14 protein-coding genes are annotated in these 16502 nt (G+C 69.1%); 5 read left to right on the top strand and 9 right to left on the bottom strand.

Features of this window, described 5'->3' with window-relative positions; translation table 11 throughout:
- Positions 1–159 precede the first annotated feature (159 nt).
- Positions 160–1074 (bottom strand): RCC1 domain-containing protein, encoded by a 915-nt coding sequence (locus ACFVM3_RS30340; RefSeq protein ID WP_378443362.1) that lies wholly within the window; start codon positions 1072–1074, stop codon positions 160–162.
- A gap of 345 nt (positions 1075–1419) precedes the next feature.
- On the opposite strand from ACFVM3_RS30340, the gene ACFVM3_RS30335 reads away from it, so the two are divergent.
- The 3 genes from ACFVM3_RS30335 (at position 1420) to ACFVM3_RS30325 (ending at position 4139) form a co-directional block, all read left to right on the top strand.
- Positions 1420–2046, top strand: coding sequence for a DUF6801 domain-containing protein (locus ACFVM3_RS30335; RefSeq protein WP_378443361.1), 627 nt, complete (start codon positions 1420–1422; stop codon positions 2044–2046).
- A 64-nt stretch (positions 2047–2110) separates the two neighbouring features.
- The gene (locus ACFVM3_RS30330; RefSeq protein WP_378443360.1) at positions 2111–2731 is read left to right on the top strand and encodes a DUF6801 domain-containing protein; all 621 of its coding nucleotides are present in this window, start codon (positions 2111–2113) and stop codon (positions 2729–2731) included.
- Positions 2732–2762: 31 nt separating this feature from the next.
- Positions 2763–4139 carry a DUF6801 domain-containing protein gene (locus ACFVM3_RS30325; protein ID WP_378443359.1) on the top strand — a complete coding sequence of 459 codons (1377 nt, stop codon included), beginning with the start codon at positions 2763–2765 and terminating at the stop codon, positions 4137–4139.
- Positions 4140–4211: 72 nt separating this feature from the next.
- Here the strand turns inward: ACFVM3_RS30325 and ACFVM3_RS30320 are convergent, their stop codons facing one another.
- From ACFVM3_RS30320 to ACFVM3_RS30300, 5 genes are all read right to left on the bottom strand, one after another.
- Entirely contained in the window at positions 4212–5483 is a 1272-nt protein-coding gene (locus ACFVM3_RS30320; RefSeq protein WP_378443358.1) for a PucR family transcriptional regulator, read from the bottom strand.
- Positions 5484–5703: 220 nt separating this feature from the next.
- On the bottom strand, positions 5704–6498 hold the full coding sequence (locus tag ACFVM3_RS30315) for an arginase family protein (RefSeq protein WP_378443357.1): 795 nt from the start codon (positions 6496–6498) through the stop codon (positions 5704–5706).
- Positions 6499–6764: 266 nt separating this feature from the next.
- Positions 6765–10142 carry a pyruvate carboxylase gene (locus ACFVM3_RS30310; RefSeq protein ID WP_378443356.1) on the bottom strand — a complete coding sequence of 1126 codons (3378 nt, stop codon included), beginning with the start codon at positions 10140–10142 and terminating at the stop codon, positions 6765–6767.
- Between the two features lie 88 nt (positions 10143–10230).
- Positions 10231–11130 (bottom strand): S8 family peptidase, encoded by a 900-nt coding sequence (locus ACFVM3_RS30305; RefSeq protein ID WP_378443363.1) that lies wholly within the window; start codon positions 11128–11130, stop codon positions 10231–10233.
- 69 nt (positions 11131–11199) lie between these two features.
- Positions 11200–12360 (bottom strand): erythromycin esterase family protein, encoded by a 1161-nt coding sequence (locus tag ACFVM3_RS30300; protein WP_378443355.1) that lies wholly within the window; start codon positions 12358–12360, stop codon positions 11200–11202.
- A gap of 31 nt (positions 12361–12391) precedes the next feature.
- On the opposite strand from ACFVM3_RS30300, the gene ACFVM3_RS30295 reads away from it, so the two are divergent.
- Complete coding sequence (locus tag ACFVM3_RS30295) at positions 12392–13000, top strand: TetR/AcrR family transcriptional regulator (RefSeq protein ID WP_378443354.1); 609 nt, start codon at positions 12392–12394, stop codon at positions 12998–13000.
- A gap of 150 nt (positions 13001–13150) precedes the next feature.
- Positions 13151–13552, top strand: a complete 402-nt coding sequence (locus ACFVM3_RS30290) for a hypothetical protein (protein WP_378443353.1) — start codon at positions 13151–13153, stop codon at positions 13550–13552.
- Here the strand turns inward: ACFVM3_RS30290 and ACFVM3_RS30285 are convergent.
- The 3 genes from ACFVM3_RS30285 to ACFVM3_RS30275 are packed head-to-tail and all read right to left on the bottom strand — an operon-like array spanning position 13542 to position 16464.
- Positions 13542–14045: a GNAT family N-acetyltransferase gene (locus ACFVM3_RS30285; protein WP_378443352.1), complete on the bottom strand. Its 504-nt coding sequence runs from the start codon at positions 14043–14045 to the stop codon at positions 13542–13544. The two genes, ACFVM3_RS30290 and ACFVM3_RS30285, sit on opposite strands and share 11 nt — an antisense overlap.
- Before the next feature lie 2 nt (positions 14046–14047).
- Positions 14048–16087 carry a caspase family protein gene (locus tag ACFVM3_RS30280; RefSeq protein ID WP_378443351.1) on the bottom strand — a complete coding sequence of 680 codons (2040 nt, stop codon included), beginning with the start codon at positions 16085–16087 and terminating at the stop codon, positions 14048–14050.
- Positions 16084–16464: a hypothetical protein gene (locus tag ACFVM3_RS30275; RefSeq protein WP_378443350.1), complete on the bottom strand. Its 381-nt coding sequence runs from the start codon at positions 16462–16464 to the stop codon at positions 16084–16086. The genes ACFVM3_RS30280 and ACFVM3_RS30275 overlap by 4 nt, the downstream gene beginning before the upstream one ends.
- Positions 16465–16502 lie beyond the last annotated feature (38 nt).

The following is a 16502-nucleotide window of genomic DNA, read 5'->3' as shown; positions in this document are numbered from 1 at the left end:
GTCCGGGCGCCCCGGGGTGTGGGGGGGGGCGGGTTTTGGGGGTGAGGGGCCCCTTTGAGACGATGAAGGTCTCAAAGGGGCCCTTCACGACATAAGAGCTCGACGCCGGGTCCATCGGAAGCACTGAGCGAGCCCGCCCACTCACCACTCACGAGACGGTCAGCAGAAGTACGGCGCTGTCGGGTCGACCAAGGCGACACCGGTGCTGTCACCTGCGGAAACGGCGTAGACCGGAGCGCACACGCCGGAAAACTTCCAGAAGTCCGTCGGCGGTTCCGTGCTGGTGTCACGGCTTTCCGACTTCACGTTGCTCCCCCAGGCGAAGACGCTCCCGTCGGCCTTCAACGCGACGTTGTGGTTGAACCCCGCGTCGATGGCGACGACGCCGGACTGCGCCTCCGGCGGAACCGTGGCCTGGCCGTAGAAGTTGTCACCCCACGCGATGACACCACCGTTCTTCAGGGCGATGCTGTGCCGGAAGCCGGCGGAGACCGCCGACACCCCCGAGGTGGCCGCCGCGGGCACGGTGATCTGGCCTTTCCCGTTGCTGCCCCAGGCGATGACGCCGCCGTTCTTGAGCGCCAGCCCGTGATCGCCGCCCGCCGAGATCGCGGTGACCCCGGACGAAACCGTCGTGGGCAAGGCCGTCCTCGAACCCCAGCTCAGCACGCTGCCGTTCGTTTTGAGCGCCAGGTTGAAGTACGCGCTGGTGGAGATGGCCGTGACCCCCGACGTCGCGGCCGCCGGTACCACGTTCTGACCGTAGAAACCGTTGCCCCAGGCGATGACGCCGCCGTTCTTCAGCGCGAGTTCGTGCGCCCAGCCGGCGGCGATCGCCGAGACACCGGACGTGGCCGCCGCCGGAACCGACAACTGGCCGTAACTGTCGTTCCCCCAGGCGATCACGCCGCCGTCCTTGAGCGCGAGGTGGGTGATCGCGCCCGCGGAGACCGCGCTGGCGCCGAGCGCGGCGGCCGGTATGGTCCCCTGCCCGTAGTCGTTGCTCCCCCATGGCCGCGCTTCGCCGGTCTGCGCGGCACTCGCCGTCCCGCAAAGGGAAACCGTTGCGATCATGACCGTAATCGCGACGCCCGCTACCCGTCGTGATCGGATTCGTCGATTCTCGGAAGACATGCGCCGAATGTTAACCCGCATCCACCGATCGGCCCCTTCTTTGTCACCCCCGGACAAACTTCATAATCGAATTCAGCGCGCACTGACAAGAAAGAACGGACCCATGGCTTGCTTCGAAACATGTCGACATGAATCCTTGTTACGTACATAACTCGCGGGTAACCTCGGTTTACCCCACCACCGAGAAAGCCGCTCGATTCGAGCATATTTGATCAGAAAAATCCGCCGAAAGGCGCATGGGGAAAGCCGCCCGAGACGTAAACTGGATCAAAGGAGATGACAGGTATGTCCCGTAGACTTGGCAAGTTGTCAGCCGGCGTCGCCACCACCGGCATCGTGTTCGGCGCCGTCGCCGTGCTCACCGCCGGCACGGCCGCGGCCGCGACCACCTACGCCACCGGCACCGTCGCCTACATGTGCAACTTCCCCGGCATCGGCCAGCAGCAGCTGGACGTGAAGGCGAACTTCACCGGACCGGACTCGGTCGCCGCCGGCGGCACCTTCACCCCGGCGTCCGTCGCGGGTTCCGCCACCATCAACGCCACCATCAACGCGCTGCTCAACGCCGCCAACTACGACGGCGTGCGCGGCAAGGCGAACATGCCGGTCACGGTCACCAACGCCTCGCCCGCTTCGGCGACGGTGACCAACCTGGACGTTCCGACGCAGATCAACCCGTACGTGCCGGGGCCGCGGACGTTCAACATCGTCCAGGACGCGGGCACCGGCGTGCCGACGTTCACGGCGGGCACGCCGGGTTCGGCGACCGCCTCGCTCGGCACCACGATCAACGCGCCACTGGACTTCCACAAGAAGGACGGCACCTGGACGCCGTGGAACTTCAACTGCACCGTGAAGAACACCAACCCGGCACAGAACCGCGCGTTCAGCCCGGCGATCCCGGTCACCTGATGAACCACCGTGCGGGGCTGGGACGCCCGCCCCGCACGGGCTCCACGACGCGAAGGGAATCCCCATGGGACGGCAGGTTCGCCGGGCGAGCGCGGTCTCGGCCGCAGTGCTCGGCGCGGTCTCGCTGCTCACGGCCGCACCGGCCACGGCCGAAACATCCTTCGGCACGGGGACGGTCACGTACATGTGCGGCTTCCCGTCGATCGGCCAGCAGCCGCTCGACGTCAGGATGACCTTCACCGGCCCTGATTCGGTGCCCTCCGGTGGCGCGATCTCCCCGAGCGGAATCCGTGGGAGCCTCGTGTTCAACGCCACCCTCAACGCCGTGACGTTCTACGCCAGCAACCGGGACGGTATTCGCGGCACGATCACCACCTCGCTGACCGGGACGAACACCACTCCGGCTTCGGCGGAGGTGACGCGGCTGAGGATTCCCGAACAGATCGCCCCGTACGTCCAGGGGCCGCGCACGGTCCTTTTCGAACAGGACACGAGCACCGTCGTACCCACCTTCGGGGCGGGGACACCCGGCCAAGCGGCCATCGGACTCGGGACCACGTTCCGCATCGACGGCGCCCTTCGCCAGAAGGACGGGACGTGGAGTCCCTGGATCTTCAACTGCACGGTGAAGAACACCAACCCGGCGCAGAACCGCGCGTTCAGCCCGGCGATCCCGATCACGTGACACACCAGCGCGAGGCAGGAGAGGAACACCCATGACACAGCAGGTTCGCCGGGCATTCGGGAGGATTCCCGTTCTGGCGGGCGTGATCCTGCTCGTGGGGGTGAGCGGCGCACTGTCCTCTTCGGCCGCGACCGATCCGGCCACCCCGCCGCCGGTACCACTGCAAGGCGCCACGTCCGCGCACCAGAGTCTCGCGAACACCTGCGTCTTCCCGGATCCAGCCGGGGAACGACCGGTCACGATGGACGTCCAGGCGACCCTGCCGAAGGTCGTCCAGACCGGAAAGTCCGTACAGGTCAAGGACTTCTCGCTGACCTTCACGATCGGCGAAGGGGCACTCGGAGCCATTGCCGAGGTCGCGGGTGGCGCGACGGTCGAACTCACGGCCGCGAACGGGGACAAGAAGACCCCGGTCCCCGTGTCATTGACGATCCCGGCGACGAAGGTACCGGCCACCGGCGACCTGAAGCTGGTCGCGACGGGCACCGTCCCCGACATCGTGCTGAACGTACCGTCCGAGCTGCGGCTGAGCACGGGCGCGCCGTCGCTCGCGCTGACCGCCGCCGAGACGCCGCTCAAGCCGATCACCTGCGTCCAAGCACCGGACCAGAAAACACTGCTCGGCAGTGTCGCGCTCCTGCCCCTCGGGAAGCCTGAACCGCGGTCCGGCAAGCCCGGTGAACCGAAGAAGCCCGGAGCCGGCGCGCGATCCGCGGACGATGTCCACGCCAGCGCTCTCTACCCCATCGCGTTGCAGCCGTTCGAACTGCAGGGCACGTCGACGATCACGAAACTCGGCGCCTTCGCCCGGTTGAAGCCCGCGTTCATGGTCAACGCGGTGTGGCACGTCGACCTGGAGAACACCGAAGGGCCCGGCAAGATCACCGGCTCCGTCATGATGCCGCCGAGCACGGTCACCTTCCTCGGTTTCGGCTTCGTCCCGATCACCGCGACCATGGAACTGCTGCCGGAGGACTACGCGACCGGCAATCACATCATCGACGTCGACGGCGTTTCGATCCCGGAACCGGAGGGCAGCTCGACCGTCCTCACCCCGCTCAAGGTCTACGCGAAACTGAGCGGGGTCACCATCAACGGGGTCGGCCTCGACGTCGGCGACAACTGCCTCACCGCCGAGTCGATCAAGATCAATCTCCGCGGGGAGAAGTACGGGATGTTCACCGGTGGCGTCGTGCGCACCGATCCGAAGTGGACGGATCCCGCCTATCGGGACTTCACCCTGCCCCCGTTTTCGGGCTGCGGCGTGAAGGAGGATCTCGACTCGCTGCTGACCGGGATGGCGTCGGGGCCGGGGAACCAGGCCTGCGTCGGAGTCAACCAGGTCGGGTTGCCCTGGGACCTGGAGCGCAAGTGCCCCAATGTGGATCCGCCGGTGGCGCGCCGCTGACGAGTGTCATGAAAGGGTCGTTCAGGACATTTTTCGTCCTGAACGACCCTTTCATGACAGCCAGGCGTACTCCTAAGACCCGCTCGGTGTCCACTGTGGACTCTTGCGCGGCGCCGGCAGCACCTCCGGCAAGGCGTAACCGGCGGGCGCGACCCCGGCCCGCAGCGCGAGCTCCATCTCGAACCGCGCCCCCGGGTCGCGCAGGTGCTCACCGAAGGTCGCCTGCAACTGCCGCATGCGGTAGCGCACGGTCTGCGGATGCACCTGAAGCCGCTCGGCGATGTCGACGACGTTGCCCTGGCTGTCCAGCCAGGCTCGCAGGGTTTCGAGCAGCCGTTCCCGCTGTTTCCCGGTCATCTCCGCGAGCGGGGCGAACAGGCGGTCGCGCAGCTGACACGTCAGCGCGGCGTCGGCGTTCACGAGCAGGGTGGCGAGGTGTTCTTCGGCGCGGATCACCCGGCGGGCCTGGATGATGCCACGTTCGGACAGGTGCAGGGCCTCGCGCGCCCAGCGGAGGGAATCGGCGACGGAGTCCAGCGGGCGGCACGGGCCGATCGAGAGCCGGTAGTCCGGCAGCGCGGCCTGCAAGGTGGCGAGGCGGGCGGCGGAGAGCTCGCCGGGGACGAGCACGCGCGGCTCAGCGCAGTCGAGTTCGGCGAGGACGTCCGAATCCACCGCGTTGTGCCGCCGAGGTCTGACGGTGTCGCCGATCGGGTGCAGCACCACCGGCGTCGCGCGCTCGGGCACCGTCCAGCCGGTCAGCTGCGCGAGTTCCGCGATCGCCTTCGTCGGCGCGGGCGGGGTTTCCAGTACCAGGTGCAGCAGTTTGCGGCGCCAGGTGTCCAGGGCGCCGGCGGTGCGCGCCTTCGCTTCGAGGTATCCGTCCAGTGCGACGGACGCGAGTTCGTCCATGAACGCGAGCATCGCGTCGGCCAGTTGCGACATCACCGCGGAGGAGAGGCCGCTGCGGCGGCCGACCCGCATGATGCGCCGCCATGAAACCCTGGCGCCGACGCGGTACGCCGACTGGAGGGTGTCGAGGCTGCGGCCTTCCCGCATCTCGTTCTGCCCGAGCCGGTGGTGGACCTCGTGTGACTGTTCCTTGGAGACGCTCGGATCCGCGATCTGGGCGACGAACAACGTGATCGCGTACTCGACGCCCGCGCGGATCGACTTGCCGTACGGCCCGTCGAGCGGGCGCGCGTACGCGGGGATGGTCGCCCGGATCTCGTCGACGATCTCGTTGGCGAGACTGCCCAGTTCCGGTCGCAAAATGTCGGCGAGCTTGCGGGGAAGCGCCGCAGGGGGCTGCGCAGCGTGTTCGATTCCGCGCTCCACCGACATCGCAGCTCCTTTGCTCCGCCCAGCGTCCCGGCACCCCACGATCGTCGTGGGGTGACAACGAACACATCGCGAAGTCGCTCGTAAATGTGTCACCTATCGCAGAAGAAACCGATTTCTTGTCACCATCGTGACAAAATCACGGGGCATCCCTGAATTTTGATGACAAGTGCCCGGCAAACGCCTCGCGCGGTACGTACGAACGGCCGATGAATACGGAGCGTCACTGCTTTCCGGTGAGCAATTCCCCGAGTACTTCGAGCACGGGCTCCAGCACGCGGACCTCGGTGCCGACGCATTCGGTGATCCCCGCACCGACGACTTCGAAGCCGCTCAGCCCGCGAAGCATCGCCACCAGGCGCCCGATCGTCAAGCCGCCGGGCTCCGGATAGTTCAGCCCGTCGAACTCTGCCGGGTCGAGCACGTCGAGGTCGAGATGGACGTAGATCTTGTCCGCACCGGCCAGGCCGGCGGCGACGTCGGCCGTCTCGACGACGAGCCCGCGGTCGACCACGGCACGCTCGGCGTCGTCGAAAGCCCTTGTCCCCGCGAGGACGACGCGTCCTGGTTCGACCGGCGGGTTCGCGGCGAACTCCGGGTCGCCCTCGCCGAGCAGTGACCGCAGCACCATGCCGTGGAACGCGCCCGACGGCGACGTCTCCGCGGTGTTGAGGTCGGAATGCGCGTCGAACCAGGCGACGCCGAGCCCCGGACCGAAGCGGTAGCGCGCGACCCCGATCGGGATCAGCTCGACGCCGCAGTCCCCGCCGATGGTGAGCACCGGCCCGCCCGGCGCCTCGAGGGCGGCGAGCTGCGCGGCCCGGTTCGCGCCGGTGAGCACCGCGCGGTTGGCGATACCGTCGACCGCGGGCGACGTTTCGCGGGTCTGCAGGATGTGGTGCACCGGCGCGCCCAGCACGTGGCCCGCCAGCTCGGCGAGCGCGACGCAGCCTTCGGGCAACTCGGGCGCGCGTTCGGTCAGAGCGCCCTGGAACTGGGGTACGGCGTTGATCAGCACCCGGTCCAGGCTAGCGGCGGCCGCAAGTCCGTGAAGAGCGGACGGCCGGGGCTTGGGCGGATCGAGATGCCGCGTTGCGAAAGGTGGTCACCCCAGGGCCCAGCGACCATGTCGCGAACGCACCTTCCGCGATTTCTGCGGCCCCGAACGGGGCTTTCGCGACACCACGCCCCGCCGCCGCGCGTGAAGGGCCCCATCCCCGCATGAAACGCGACGAAAGGGCCCTTCACCGCGTCGCATGCGGTGAAGGGCCCTTTCAGCCCACATCACTCCAGGACGAGCAGCAGGTCCCCGCCTTCCACCTGCTGGACGGCGTTGATCGCGCGCCGCGACACCTTGCCACCGGTCGCCGCGGTGATCGACGCCTCCATCTTCATCGCCTCGATGGTCGCGACCGTGGCACCGGCCTCGACCTCGTCGCCCTCGGACACCTGCAGCGTGACCACGCCCGCGAACGGCGCGGCGATCTGCTTCGGGTCGCCCTTGGCTGCCTTCTCCGTCGCCGGGATGTCCGACGCGATCGACGTGTCGCGGACCTGGATCGGGCGCAGCTGGCCGTTGAGCGTGGACATCACCGTGCGCAGACCGCGCTCGTCCGCCTCGCCGATGGCCTCCAGCTCGATCAGCAGCCGGACACCCTGTTCCAGGTCGACCGAGTACTCCTCGCCCGGCCGCAAGCCGTAGAAGAAGTCCTTGGACGGCAGGACGGAGGTGTCGCCGTACTGCTCGCGGTGCGCCTCGAAATCCTTCGTGGGCCCGGGGAACAGCAGCCGGTTCAGCGTCGCGCGCCGGTTTTCCGCCAGCCCCTTGCGGTCCTCTTCGGACAGTTCCTGCACCGGCTTCGGCTGCGCCCGGCCTTCGAGGGCCTTGGTACGGAACGGCTCCGGCCAGCCGCCGGGCGGGTCGCCCAGTTCGCCGCGCAGGAAGCCGATCACCGAGTCGGGGATGTCGAACTTGTTCGGCTCCGCCTCGAAGTCGGACGGCGAGACGCCCGCGCCGACGAGGTGCAGCGCGAGGTCACCGACCACTTTGGACGAAGGCGTGACCTTGACCAGGTGCCCGAGGATCTTGTCCGCGGCCGCGTACATCGCCTCGATGTCCTCGAACCGCTCCCCGAGGCCGAGCGAAATCGCCTGGGTGCGCAGGTTCGACAGCTGACCGCCAGGGATCTCGTGGTGGTACACCCGCCCGGTCGGCGAGGAGAGCCCCGCCTCGAACGGCGCGTAGATCTTGCGCACGCTCTCCCAGTACGGCTCCAGGTCACCGATCGCCTGCAGGTCGAGCCCGGTCGGCCGGTCCGAGTGGTCGGTGGCGGCGACGAGCGCGGAAAGCGACGGCTGCGACGTCGTGCCCGCCATGGACGCGACGGCACCGTCGACGGCGTCCGCCCCGGCCTGGATCGCGGCCAGGTACGTCGCCAGCTGACCACCCGCGGTGTCGTGCGTGTGGATGTGCACGGGGAGGTCGAACTCCTTGCGCAGCGCGGAAACCAGCCGCGCCGCCGCCGGCGCCCGCAGCAGGCCCGCCATGTCCTTGATGGCCAGGACGTGCGCCCCCGCGCCGACGATCTGCTCCGCCAGCTTGAGGTAGTAGTCCAGCGTGTACAGCTTCTCCGACGGGTCCGACAGATCCGAGGTGTAGCAGAGCGCGACCTCGGCGACGGCGGATCCGGTCTCGCGGACGGCTTCGATCGCCGGGCGCATCTGCTCGACGTCGTTGAGGGCGTCGAAGATCCGGAAGATGTCGATGCCGGTCGCCGTCGCCTCCTCGACGAAGGCGTTGGTCACCTCGGTGGGATACGGCGTGTACCCGACGGTGTTGCGGCCGCGCAGCAGCATCTGCAGGCAGATGTTCGGCACCGCTTCCCGCAGCTTCGCCAGCCGCTCCCACGGATCCTCGGCCAGGAACCTCAGCGCGACGTCGTAGGTAGCGCCGCCCCAGCACTCCAGCGAGAGCAGCTGCGGCGTGGTCCGCGCGACCACCGGCGCGACCGCGAGCAGGTCCTTCGTCCGCACGCGGGTGGCGAGCAGCGATTGGTGCGCGTCACGGAAGGTGGTGTCGGTGACGCCGATGGTCGGCGACTCCCGCAGCCAGCGGGCGAATCCGTCGGGGCCGAGTTCGGTGAGCTTCTGCTTCGAGCCGGGCGCCGGTTCGAGACCCTTGGGCAGCTTCGGCAGTTTGACCTGCGGATCGAGGGTGCGCGGACGTTCGCCGTGCGGTTTGTTGACCGTCTTGTCGGCGAGGTAGGTCAGCAGCCTGGTCCCGCGGTCGGCCGAGTGGCGCGCGGTGAGCAGATGCGGGCGCTCCTCGATGAACGACGTCGTGACGCGGCCTTCTCGGAAGTCCGGATCGTCGAGGACGGCCTGCAGGAACGGGATGTTCGTGGCCACACCGCGGATCCGGAACTCGGCGACGGCGCGGCGGGCGCGGCCGACGGCGGTCTTGAAGTCGCGGCCGCGGCAGGTGAGCTTCACCAGCAGCGAGTCGAAGTGCGCGCTGATCTCGGTGCCGGAGAACGCCGTCCCGCCGTCGAGGCGGATACCGGAGCCACCGGGCGAGCGGTACGCGCTGATCATCCCGGTGTCCGGGCGGAAACCGTTGGCGGGATCCTCGGTCGTGATGCGGCACTGCAGGGCGGCGCCGCGCAGGTACACCTTGTCCTGCGAGAGCCCCAGGTCTTCGAGCGTCTCGCCGGAGGCGATGCGCAGCTGCGACTGGACGAGGTCGACGTCGGTGACCTCCTCGGTCACCGTGTGCTCGACCTGGATCCGCGGGTTCATCTCGATGAAGACGTGGTTGCCGTCCCGGTCGAGCAGGAACTCGACGGTGCCGGCGTTGCGGTAGCCGATCTGGCGGGCGAACTTCACCGCGTCGGAGCAGATCCGGTCGCGCAGTTCGGACGGCAGGTTCGGCGCGGGGGCCAGCTCGACGACCTTCTGGTGCCGCCGCTGGACCGAGCAGTCGCGCTCGAAGAGGTGGATCACGTTGCCCGCGCCGTCGGCGAGGATCTGGACCTCGATGTGGCGCGGCTCGACGACGGCCTTCTCGATGAACACCGTCGGGTCGCCGAAGGCCGACTCGGCCTCGCGCGCGGCGGCCTCGATGGACTCACGCAGCTGCGCGGGGTCCTGGACGCGCCGCATCCCGCGCCCGCCACCGCCGGCGACGGCCTTCACGAAGACCGGGAAGCCGATCTCCTCGGCGGCGGCGATCAGCGCGTCGACGTCGGAGGACGGTTCGGAGGAACCCAGCACCGGCACGCCTGCCTCGCGCGCGGCCTTGACCGCGCGGGCCTTGTTGCCGGTCAGTTCGAGGATGTCCGCGCTCGGCCCGACGAAGGTGATGCCTTCGTCCTCGCACGCGCGCGCGAGGTCCGGGTTCTCGGAGAGGAAGCCGTAGCCGGGGTAAACGGCGTCCGCGCCCGCCTTCTTGGCGGCCGCGACGATCTCCTCGACCGACAGATAGGCCCGCACCGGGTGACCGGGTTCGCCGATCTCGTAGGCCTCGTCGGCCTTCAGCCGGTGGAGCGAATTGCGGTCTTCGTGCGGGAACACAGCCACCGTGCCCGCGCCGAGCTCGAATCCGGCGCGGAACGCGCGGATGGCGATCTCACCCCGGTTGGCGACCAGTACCTTGCGGAACATGCCGGTCCTTCCCATCATCGGATCGGTAGGTGAGGCACGTTACCTGCTCGGTCCCGCAGGGCGGGAGCTGTCGTCCAGGTGATGGACATCATCCCTGTTCGTGTTGCGCGCCCGGGCTCTGCAGCACCCGGTTCGCGGTGCCCTCGTGGACACCGGTCAGCACGTCGACCGCGGCGAGATCCACGAGCGCCTTCGCGACGTCCGGCGCGGAGGCAGCGGGATGCAGGGCCCGGTACAGCGCGGCCACCCCCGCGACGTGCGCGGCGGCCGACGACGTGCCGCTGAGCACCCTGCCGCCGCTGCCGCCGGCGTTGGGTCCCGGCACGTCCACGCCGGGGGCGAACAGGTCGACGACCTCGCCGTAGTTCGACGTCGAACCGACCTGATCACTCGCGTCGGTCGAGCCGACGGTGAGCGCTTCGGTGACCCGGCCGGGTGAGAACTTGCCCGCGTCGGTGGCCTCGCCGCCCGCCGGGAGGGCGATCGGAACGACCGCCGCGAGCGCGCGGACGGCGGCGTCGAGCTGGTCGTTGGCCGTGCCGCCGATACCGAGGACGGCGACGGCGGGCTGCTGTGCGTTCTGCGTCACCCAGTCGATACCCGCGATGATCTTGTCCGTCGCACCGCCGCCCTGCGCGTCGATCACCCGGACCGGGACGATCTGCGCGGCCTTAGCGACCCCGAAGGTCCTCGACGCGGCGACACCGGCCAGGTACGTGCCGTGACCATTGGTGTCGGTGGTGTCCGTGCCACCGTTGAGGAAGTCCTTACCGGGCTTCACCCGGCCGCCGAAGTCCGGATGCGCCGCGTCGACCCCGCTGTCGATCACGTAGACCGTGACGTCCTTCGCGTCGGTCTCGTAGTGGTAGAGCTGGTCGAGACCCATTCGCTGGTCGATCCGGTCCAGCCCCCAGTTCGGCGGGTTCTGCTGGACTTCCGTCGCGGAGGCGGGCTGCGCCACCAGCACCAGGAGCGCCAGCGCGGCCATGACCCGTACCAGTCGAATGATCATGCCTTGGCTCTACGCCTGTACCCCGGGGGCGGCAACCCCGGAGTGTCACCCGTTCGACTGGTCTTGCCCGATATGGCCGCTGACCGTCGATTTCGGGAAGCAGACCAGCGCGTCGAAGGCGTCGGCGACGTCGACGGGGTTGAACAGATGCGCGTGCCGGATGCTCTGGGGTCCCGCGATTCCCCGGCGTGGGCGGAGATCCACGAGTCCGGGTCCTTCGGCTTCGACGCTGCCTTCCGCCGGCGCTTCCAGTTCTTGGCGGTACACGGTGAAACCGAGCCGCGCGGCCGGATCGGGTTTGAGCCCGGTGGTCTCACCCTCGACCGCGGTGAGCCCGAGCGCGAAGTAGTCGTCGCCGAACTCGGCAGCCAGGTGCGTGCCTGCCGAAGGTGAGGTGAGGCCGGGGAACGGCGAGAACGGGACGCGCTGGAGGTGTCCGTTGTGGAGCATCACGACGATCTTCGTGTCGCCGCCGTGCAGCCGCCGGATCAGCCGGACGGTCTCCGCCATGTACGCGTCGCGCGAACCGCTCTGCAGGGCGGGCGCGTCGCCGGACATCATCGCGGCGACCTCGGCGAGGTACGCGTCGACGCGCAGTGCGCCTTCGACGTGGTGCTCCGCGACGGCCGTGTTCCCGTAGACGGGACGCAACGAGGTCAGGTGCGTCCTGAGCCGCGTGAGCGCCGCGGTCGCCTTGTCTTTCGCGGTCTCGTCGAGGGCGGCGTACTTGGCGGGCGCCTCCGCGCTGCTGACCGACGCGTACCCCTTGGTCGCCTCGATCGCCGCGTCGACCAGGCTCGTGGCGGCCTCGTCGACAGTGGACAGATAGGCGCGGGCCGCGTCGAGCGAGGGCACGGGCGAGCCCGCGGAACTCGGCACGTCGAGGCCGTAGTACCGGACGTCGCCCCGTTCGCGGAGCCACGTCAGCATTTCGTGCGCCTCGGGCGATTCCCCGAGCGAGAAGGTGAAGCCGTCGCGGCCGATCTCGGCGACGTCGCCTGGGGCGCCGTTCAGCCAGTCTTCGACGAGCTTTCCCTCGGCGAAACCGGATTCGAAGGCCACGACCCGGAAGCCGTGCTGTTCGACGAGGTGCTGGAGCAAACGATTGCGCAGGTCGCCGAACTCGTGGATGTGGTGGTTGTTCTCACCGATGGCGACGATCTTCGCGTCCCCGATGAGTTCGGCGATCTTCGCTGGATCTGACATACTGCCCACACTAACGCAACAGGAGTAGCAATTGGCAACCTCCGGTACCCAGCGGCCCGGCGGCCGGACCGAACGCACCCGCCAGGCCGTCTTGCACGCCACCCTCGACCTGCTGGCCGAACGCGGGTTCGGCGAACTGACCGTGGACGCGGTCGCCGAGCGGTCCGGCGTGCACAAGACCACGGTCTACCGGCGCTGGTCCTCGCCGGACGGCCTCGTCGCCGCCGCGCTGCAGATGGGGGCGGAGGACGACTGGACGGCGCCCGACACCGGATCGCTCGAGGACGATCTGTACGAAGTGGCCGCGGAGGTCGTGCGGTATTTCACCGAGCCCGCGCTGAAGGAACTGCCGACGGCTTCGGTGCTCGCGGCGTTCCAGTCGCCGCAAGCGGCCGAGGCGCTGCACGACTTCTACGCCGACCGGCACGTACGCATGGCGCCGATCGCGGAGCGGGCCGTCGCGCGGGGCGAGATCCCTTCCGGCACGGACGGCGACGAGCTGGTGCGGGCGGTGTGCGGGCCGATCTTCTACCGGCTTTTCCTGTCGCGGGAGAGCGTCACGGTGGCGGAGGCTCGGGTCACGGCGCGGGCGGTGGCGGTCGCGGCGCGGGAAGGCGCCTACGCACGGCCACGCATTTAGAGGACTGAATGCGGTAGTCGGTATTCCGAACTACCGCGTTCAGTCCTCTGGATGCGGGAGGGCCTGGCACGGACTGAGGACAGTTTTACCGTCAGCGCCAACGACTTTCCCGGCCAGACTGGTCTCTCCGCACCGAGAGAGGGGACAGTCATGACCGAGGAAGTCCGGAACGTCGAGATGCCGGGCAGGCTCAAGCTCGTCCGCGGTTTCCTTTGGGTGCAAGCGGTCCTCAACGTCCTCGCGAGCGCGCTCGTGACCACCCTCGCGATCAACGAGCTCGAACACGGCAACGAGGAGGCCGGTCTCGCGTTGGCGCTGGCGATCCTCGGTTTCGTGGTCGCCGTCGTGCTGATCGCTTGCGCCCTAAGGATTTCCCACGGCTCGCGGTGGGTACGGCCGACGGTCATCGCCGTGGAGGGACTGGTCGTGATCATGGGGTTGGTCAGCCTGGTCAACGGCGGGGCGATCACGCAGCTGATCGGGATGGGCATCGCCGTCGGCGTCATCGTCGTCCTCAACAAACCCGAGGAAAGCGCCTGGTTCAGCCGCTGACGAGGTCGATCCGGTAGCGCACTTCGGAAAGCGTGACGTCCTCGCCGGGCATGGTGTCGGTCTTCGTCGCCCCGTCCGGCACCCATCCCCCTGCCGCGTAGAAACGCTGGGCACGCTCGTTGGTGTCGAGCACCCAGAGTGTCGCCTCGCGGTGCCCCGATTCCCGCAGAGCGGCAACGGCGGTGTCGAGCAGCATCTTGCCCAGCCCCATGCCCCAGCGATCCGGGTCGAGGTAGATCGCGCGCAGTTCGCCGCGGATCCGGTCGACGGCGGTGAAGCCGAGGAGCGTTCCGTCTTCGACCAGGACCAGGATGTCGCCCTGGTTGGCGGGATCGGCGAGGGTCCGCTGCCATCGAGCGGCCCGGCCTTCGACGGAAAGATCGCGTAGATACAGCTCGGGTAGCAGGCCCTGGTACGCCGACTGCCACGATCGCACGTTCACCTCGGCGATCGGCCAGGCGTCCTCGACGGTCGCGGGGCGGATCGTGGCCATCGTCAGCCGTTCTCTTTGCGGGCGGCGAGACCGGTCACGACGGCGAGCGCGAGCACCATCGACAGTGCGATCCCCCAGCCCGCCCCGGTCACGCTCGAACTACTCGGCATCGCGTAGAAAAGCATGCACACCATGACGATGCCGCCTCCGGCCACGCCGCCGAGGAACGCGATTCCGAACGCCGACGGCCGCACGAGCACGCCGAGCATCGTGCCGATGAGGAGCGTGACCGAGACAACGAGATAGATCGCCCCCTCGTCGGCCCGGCTCGACGAGTAGCCGATGATCTCGACGGCCTCCATGACGAGGCCGAGCGCGCCGAGGAGCGCCGACACGATGGCCGCGACGGCCAGGCCGTCCCGCGGTTTCCCCAGCCCGAGCCGGAAACTCCGGTCACGCCGGACAGCCACCAGCGCGCAGACGGCCGCGACGATCAGGCAGCCGTCGGCGAGGACGAGGAGGACCGGGCCGGACGGGATCGCCGCGAGCAGCGCCAGTCCGCACAGCGTTCCCGGCCCTGTCATCCGGCGTGTCTTCGGCAGGAACATCGCGATCCCCGCCCCGATCGCGAAGGCGACCAGCGGCAGGACGGTCCAGCCGCCGTCCTCGAAGAAGTCCTCCACACTGCTGCTGAGCGCGAACGCGATGACCACCAGGTACGCCGCGGCCGTGACGGCGAGCAGCCCGGCGGCGACGGCGAACGGGTCGGGCTTCGGCCGGGCGGGCAAGACCGGTTCAGGTTTCCTCGAAGGCTGCGGAGCCGGCGCGGGCGTGTGCACCGGCCGCGGTTCCGGCACGGGTTCCTGGACGACCTGTCCCTCGACCCGCACCACCACCTCGCCGGTCGGCCCGGTCACGGTCACCCGCGCCTCGAACGCCCCGAGCTCCGCCTGGTCCAGCACGATCTCGGCCCCGTCGCCGTCTTCGGTCACCCGCAGCCAGGAATGCGAAGACGCGAACCGGCACGCCCGCGCGATCGGCGGGCCCTCCAGCCGGAGACGCGCCACCGGCCACGATCCCCGGACGACCTCACCGAACCGGACCACCTCGGGCTCGGTTCGCACTCGCGCTTCCCGCCGCGCCAGGTCGGCGGCCTCGGCGATGTGCTGGATGTCCGTCTGCGCCATCGTGGTGAGCACTTCGTGCGCGCCGATGGCGACGGAGAGGTTCTCGCTCATCAGCCGCCGCTGGAGTTCCGTCACCGCGCCGAGGCGGGTGAACATGTTCTGGTCCTCGCTCGCCGCGCGCAGATCGGCCGGGACCGGCGACGGTTTGATCCGGCGGCGCCTGCTCCGGGCCAGATACAGCTCGCCCTGCATCTCGATGTCGCGGCTGGGCGTCTGGTTCGGGTTCCGCTCCCGGACACTGTCGAACAGGTAGTCGTACAGTTCGCCGAGCGCGACCCAGCCGTCCTCGTCGCGGTCCGCGTCGCCGGTCCGGAGTCCCTCGACCAGTGCCGAGGTGAACACCGACGGACGGACGTGGTCGTCGGCGAGTTGGTCACCCTCGAAGGCGTACTCGATGGAGTTCGACGCGGTGATCACCGCACGGCCACGTCCGCCGAAACCGCCGGCCGGGAACGCGTCGAGCACGTTGGCCTCGCCGGTGGCGCGCACGGCGACCCCTTGGCTGAAGGCGCCGCCGTAGCAGCAGTCCAGCAGGAGGACGATGCTCCGCGACCGGCTCATCCGCATGCAGCGCTGGACGAAATCGGCGGGGACGGCGGTCGACGCGAGCCGCTCCGGCCGGGTGTTGCGGGCGGCGAAGAACAGCTCACCAGACTCGCTTTTCAGGCCGTGGCAAGAGAAATGCACCAGCAGGACGTCGTCGGGCGCGCTGTCGGCGAACAGGTCCTCGACCCGGCCCGCGATCACGTGCGCGGTCTCGTCGCGCACCACCTGGACGTCGAATTCGCTGATGTCGCGATCGGCGAGGACCTCGGCGAGCGCCTCCGCGTCGGCGGCCGGGGATCGCAGCGCGCTCAGCCCGGGGTTGTCGTACTCCCCGTTGGCGATGATCAGGGCACGCCGCTCGCCGGTCATGACGCCGAATGCCTGCTCACGAAGAGATCGACGAGTTTGTCCTGATCGGTGATCGTCGCTTCGGACAACTCCAGCACGTCGCCGTCGATCTCCAGCCGCACCGTGCGCTTCACCCGTCCGCCGCGCGAAAGCCATTCCCGCACGGCCGCGACGACCGAACGCAGTCCCTCGGCGGACTGGCCCAGCGTGACCAGCAGCCCGCCCACCGTCGCGACGTCGAACGCGCGTGAGCCGGGTGGCGGCGGACCGGCGGGCAGCGCCTTGACCTCGGCGACCCCGCGATCGATGAGTTCGCTTCGGAGGTACCCGGTGAGCTGGTCGACGCGCTCGGCGTCGGCCCCGTCCTCACCGAGCTGGACACGAACCGCTGACGTCATCCCCGGCCTCCCTCGCCCGTGCAGAACAAGGGAACCCC

This window comes from Amycolatopsis sp. NPDC057786, from assembly GCF_042797905.1.
GTDB lineage: Bacteria > Actinomycetota > Actinomycetes > Mycobacteriales > Pseudonocardiaceae > Amycolatopsis.
The sequence above is the reverse complement of the archived record's forward strand: the minus strand, read 5'-3'. Positions and strand labels throughout refer to the sequence as shown.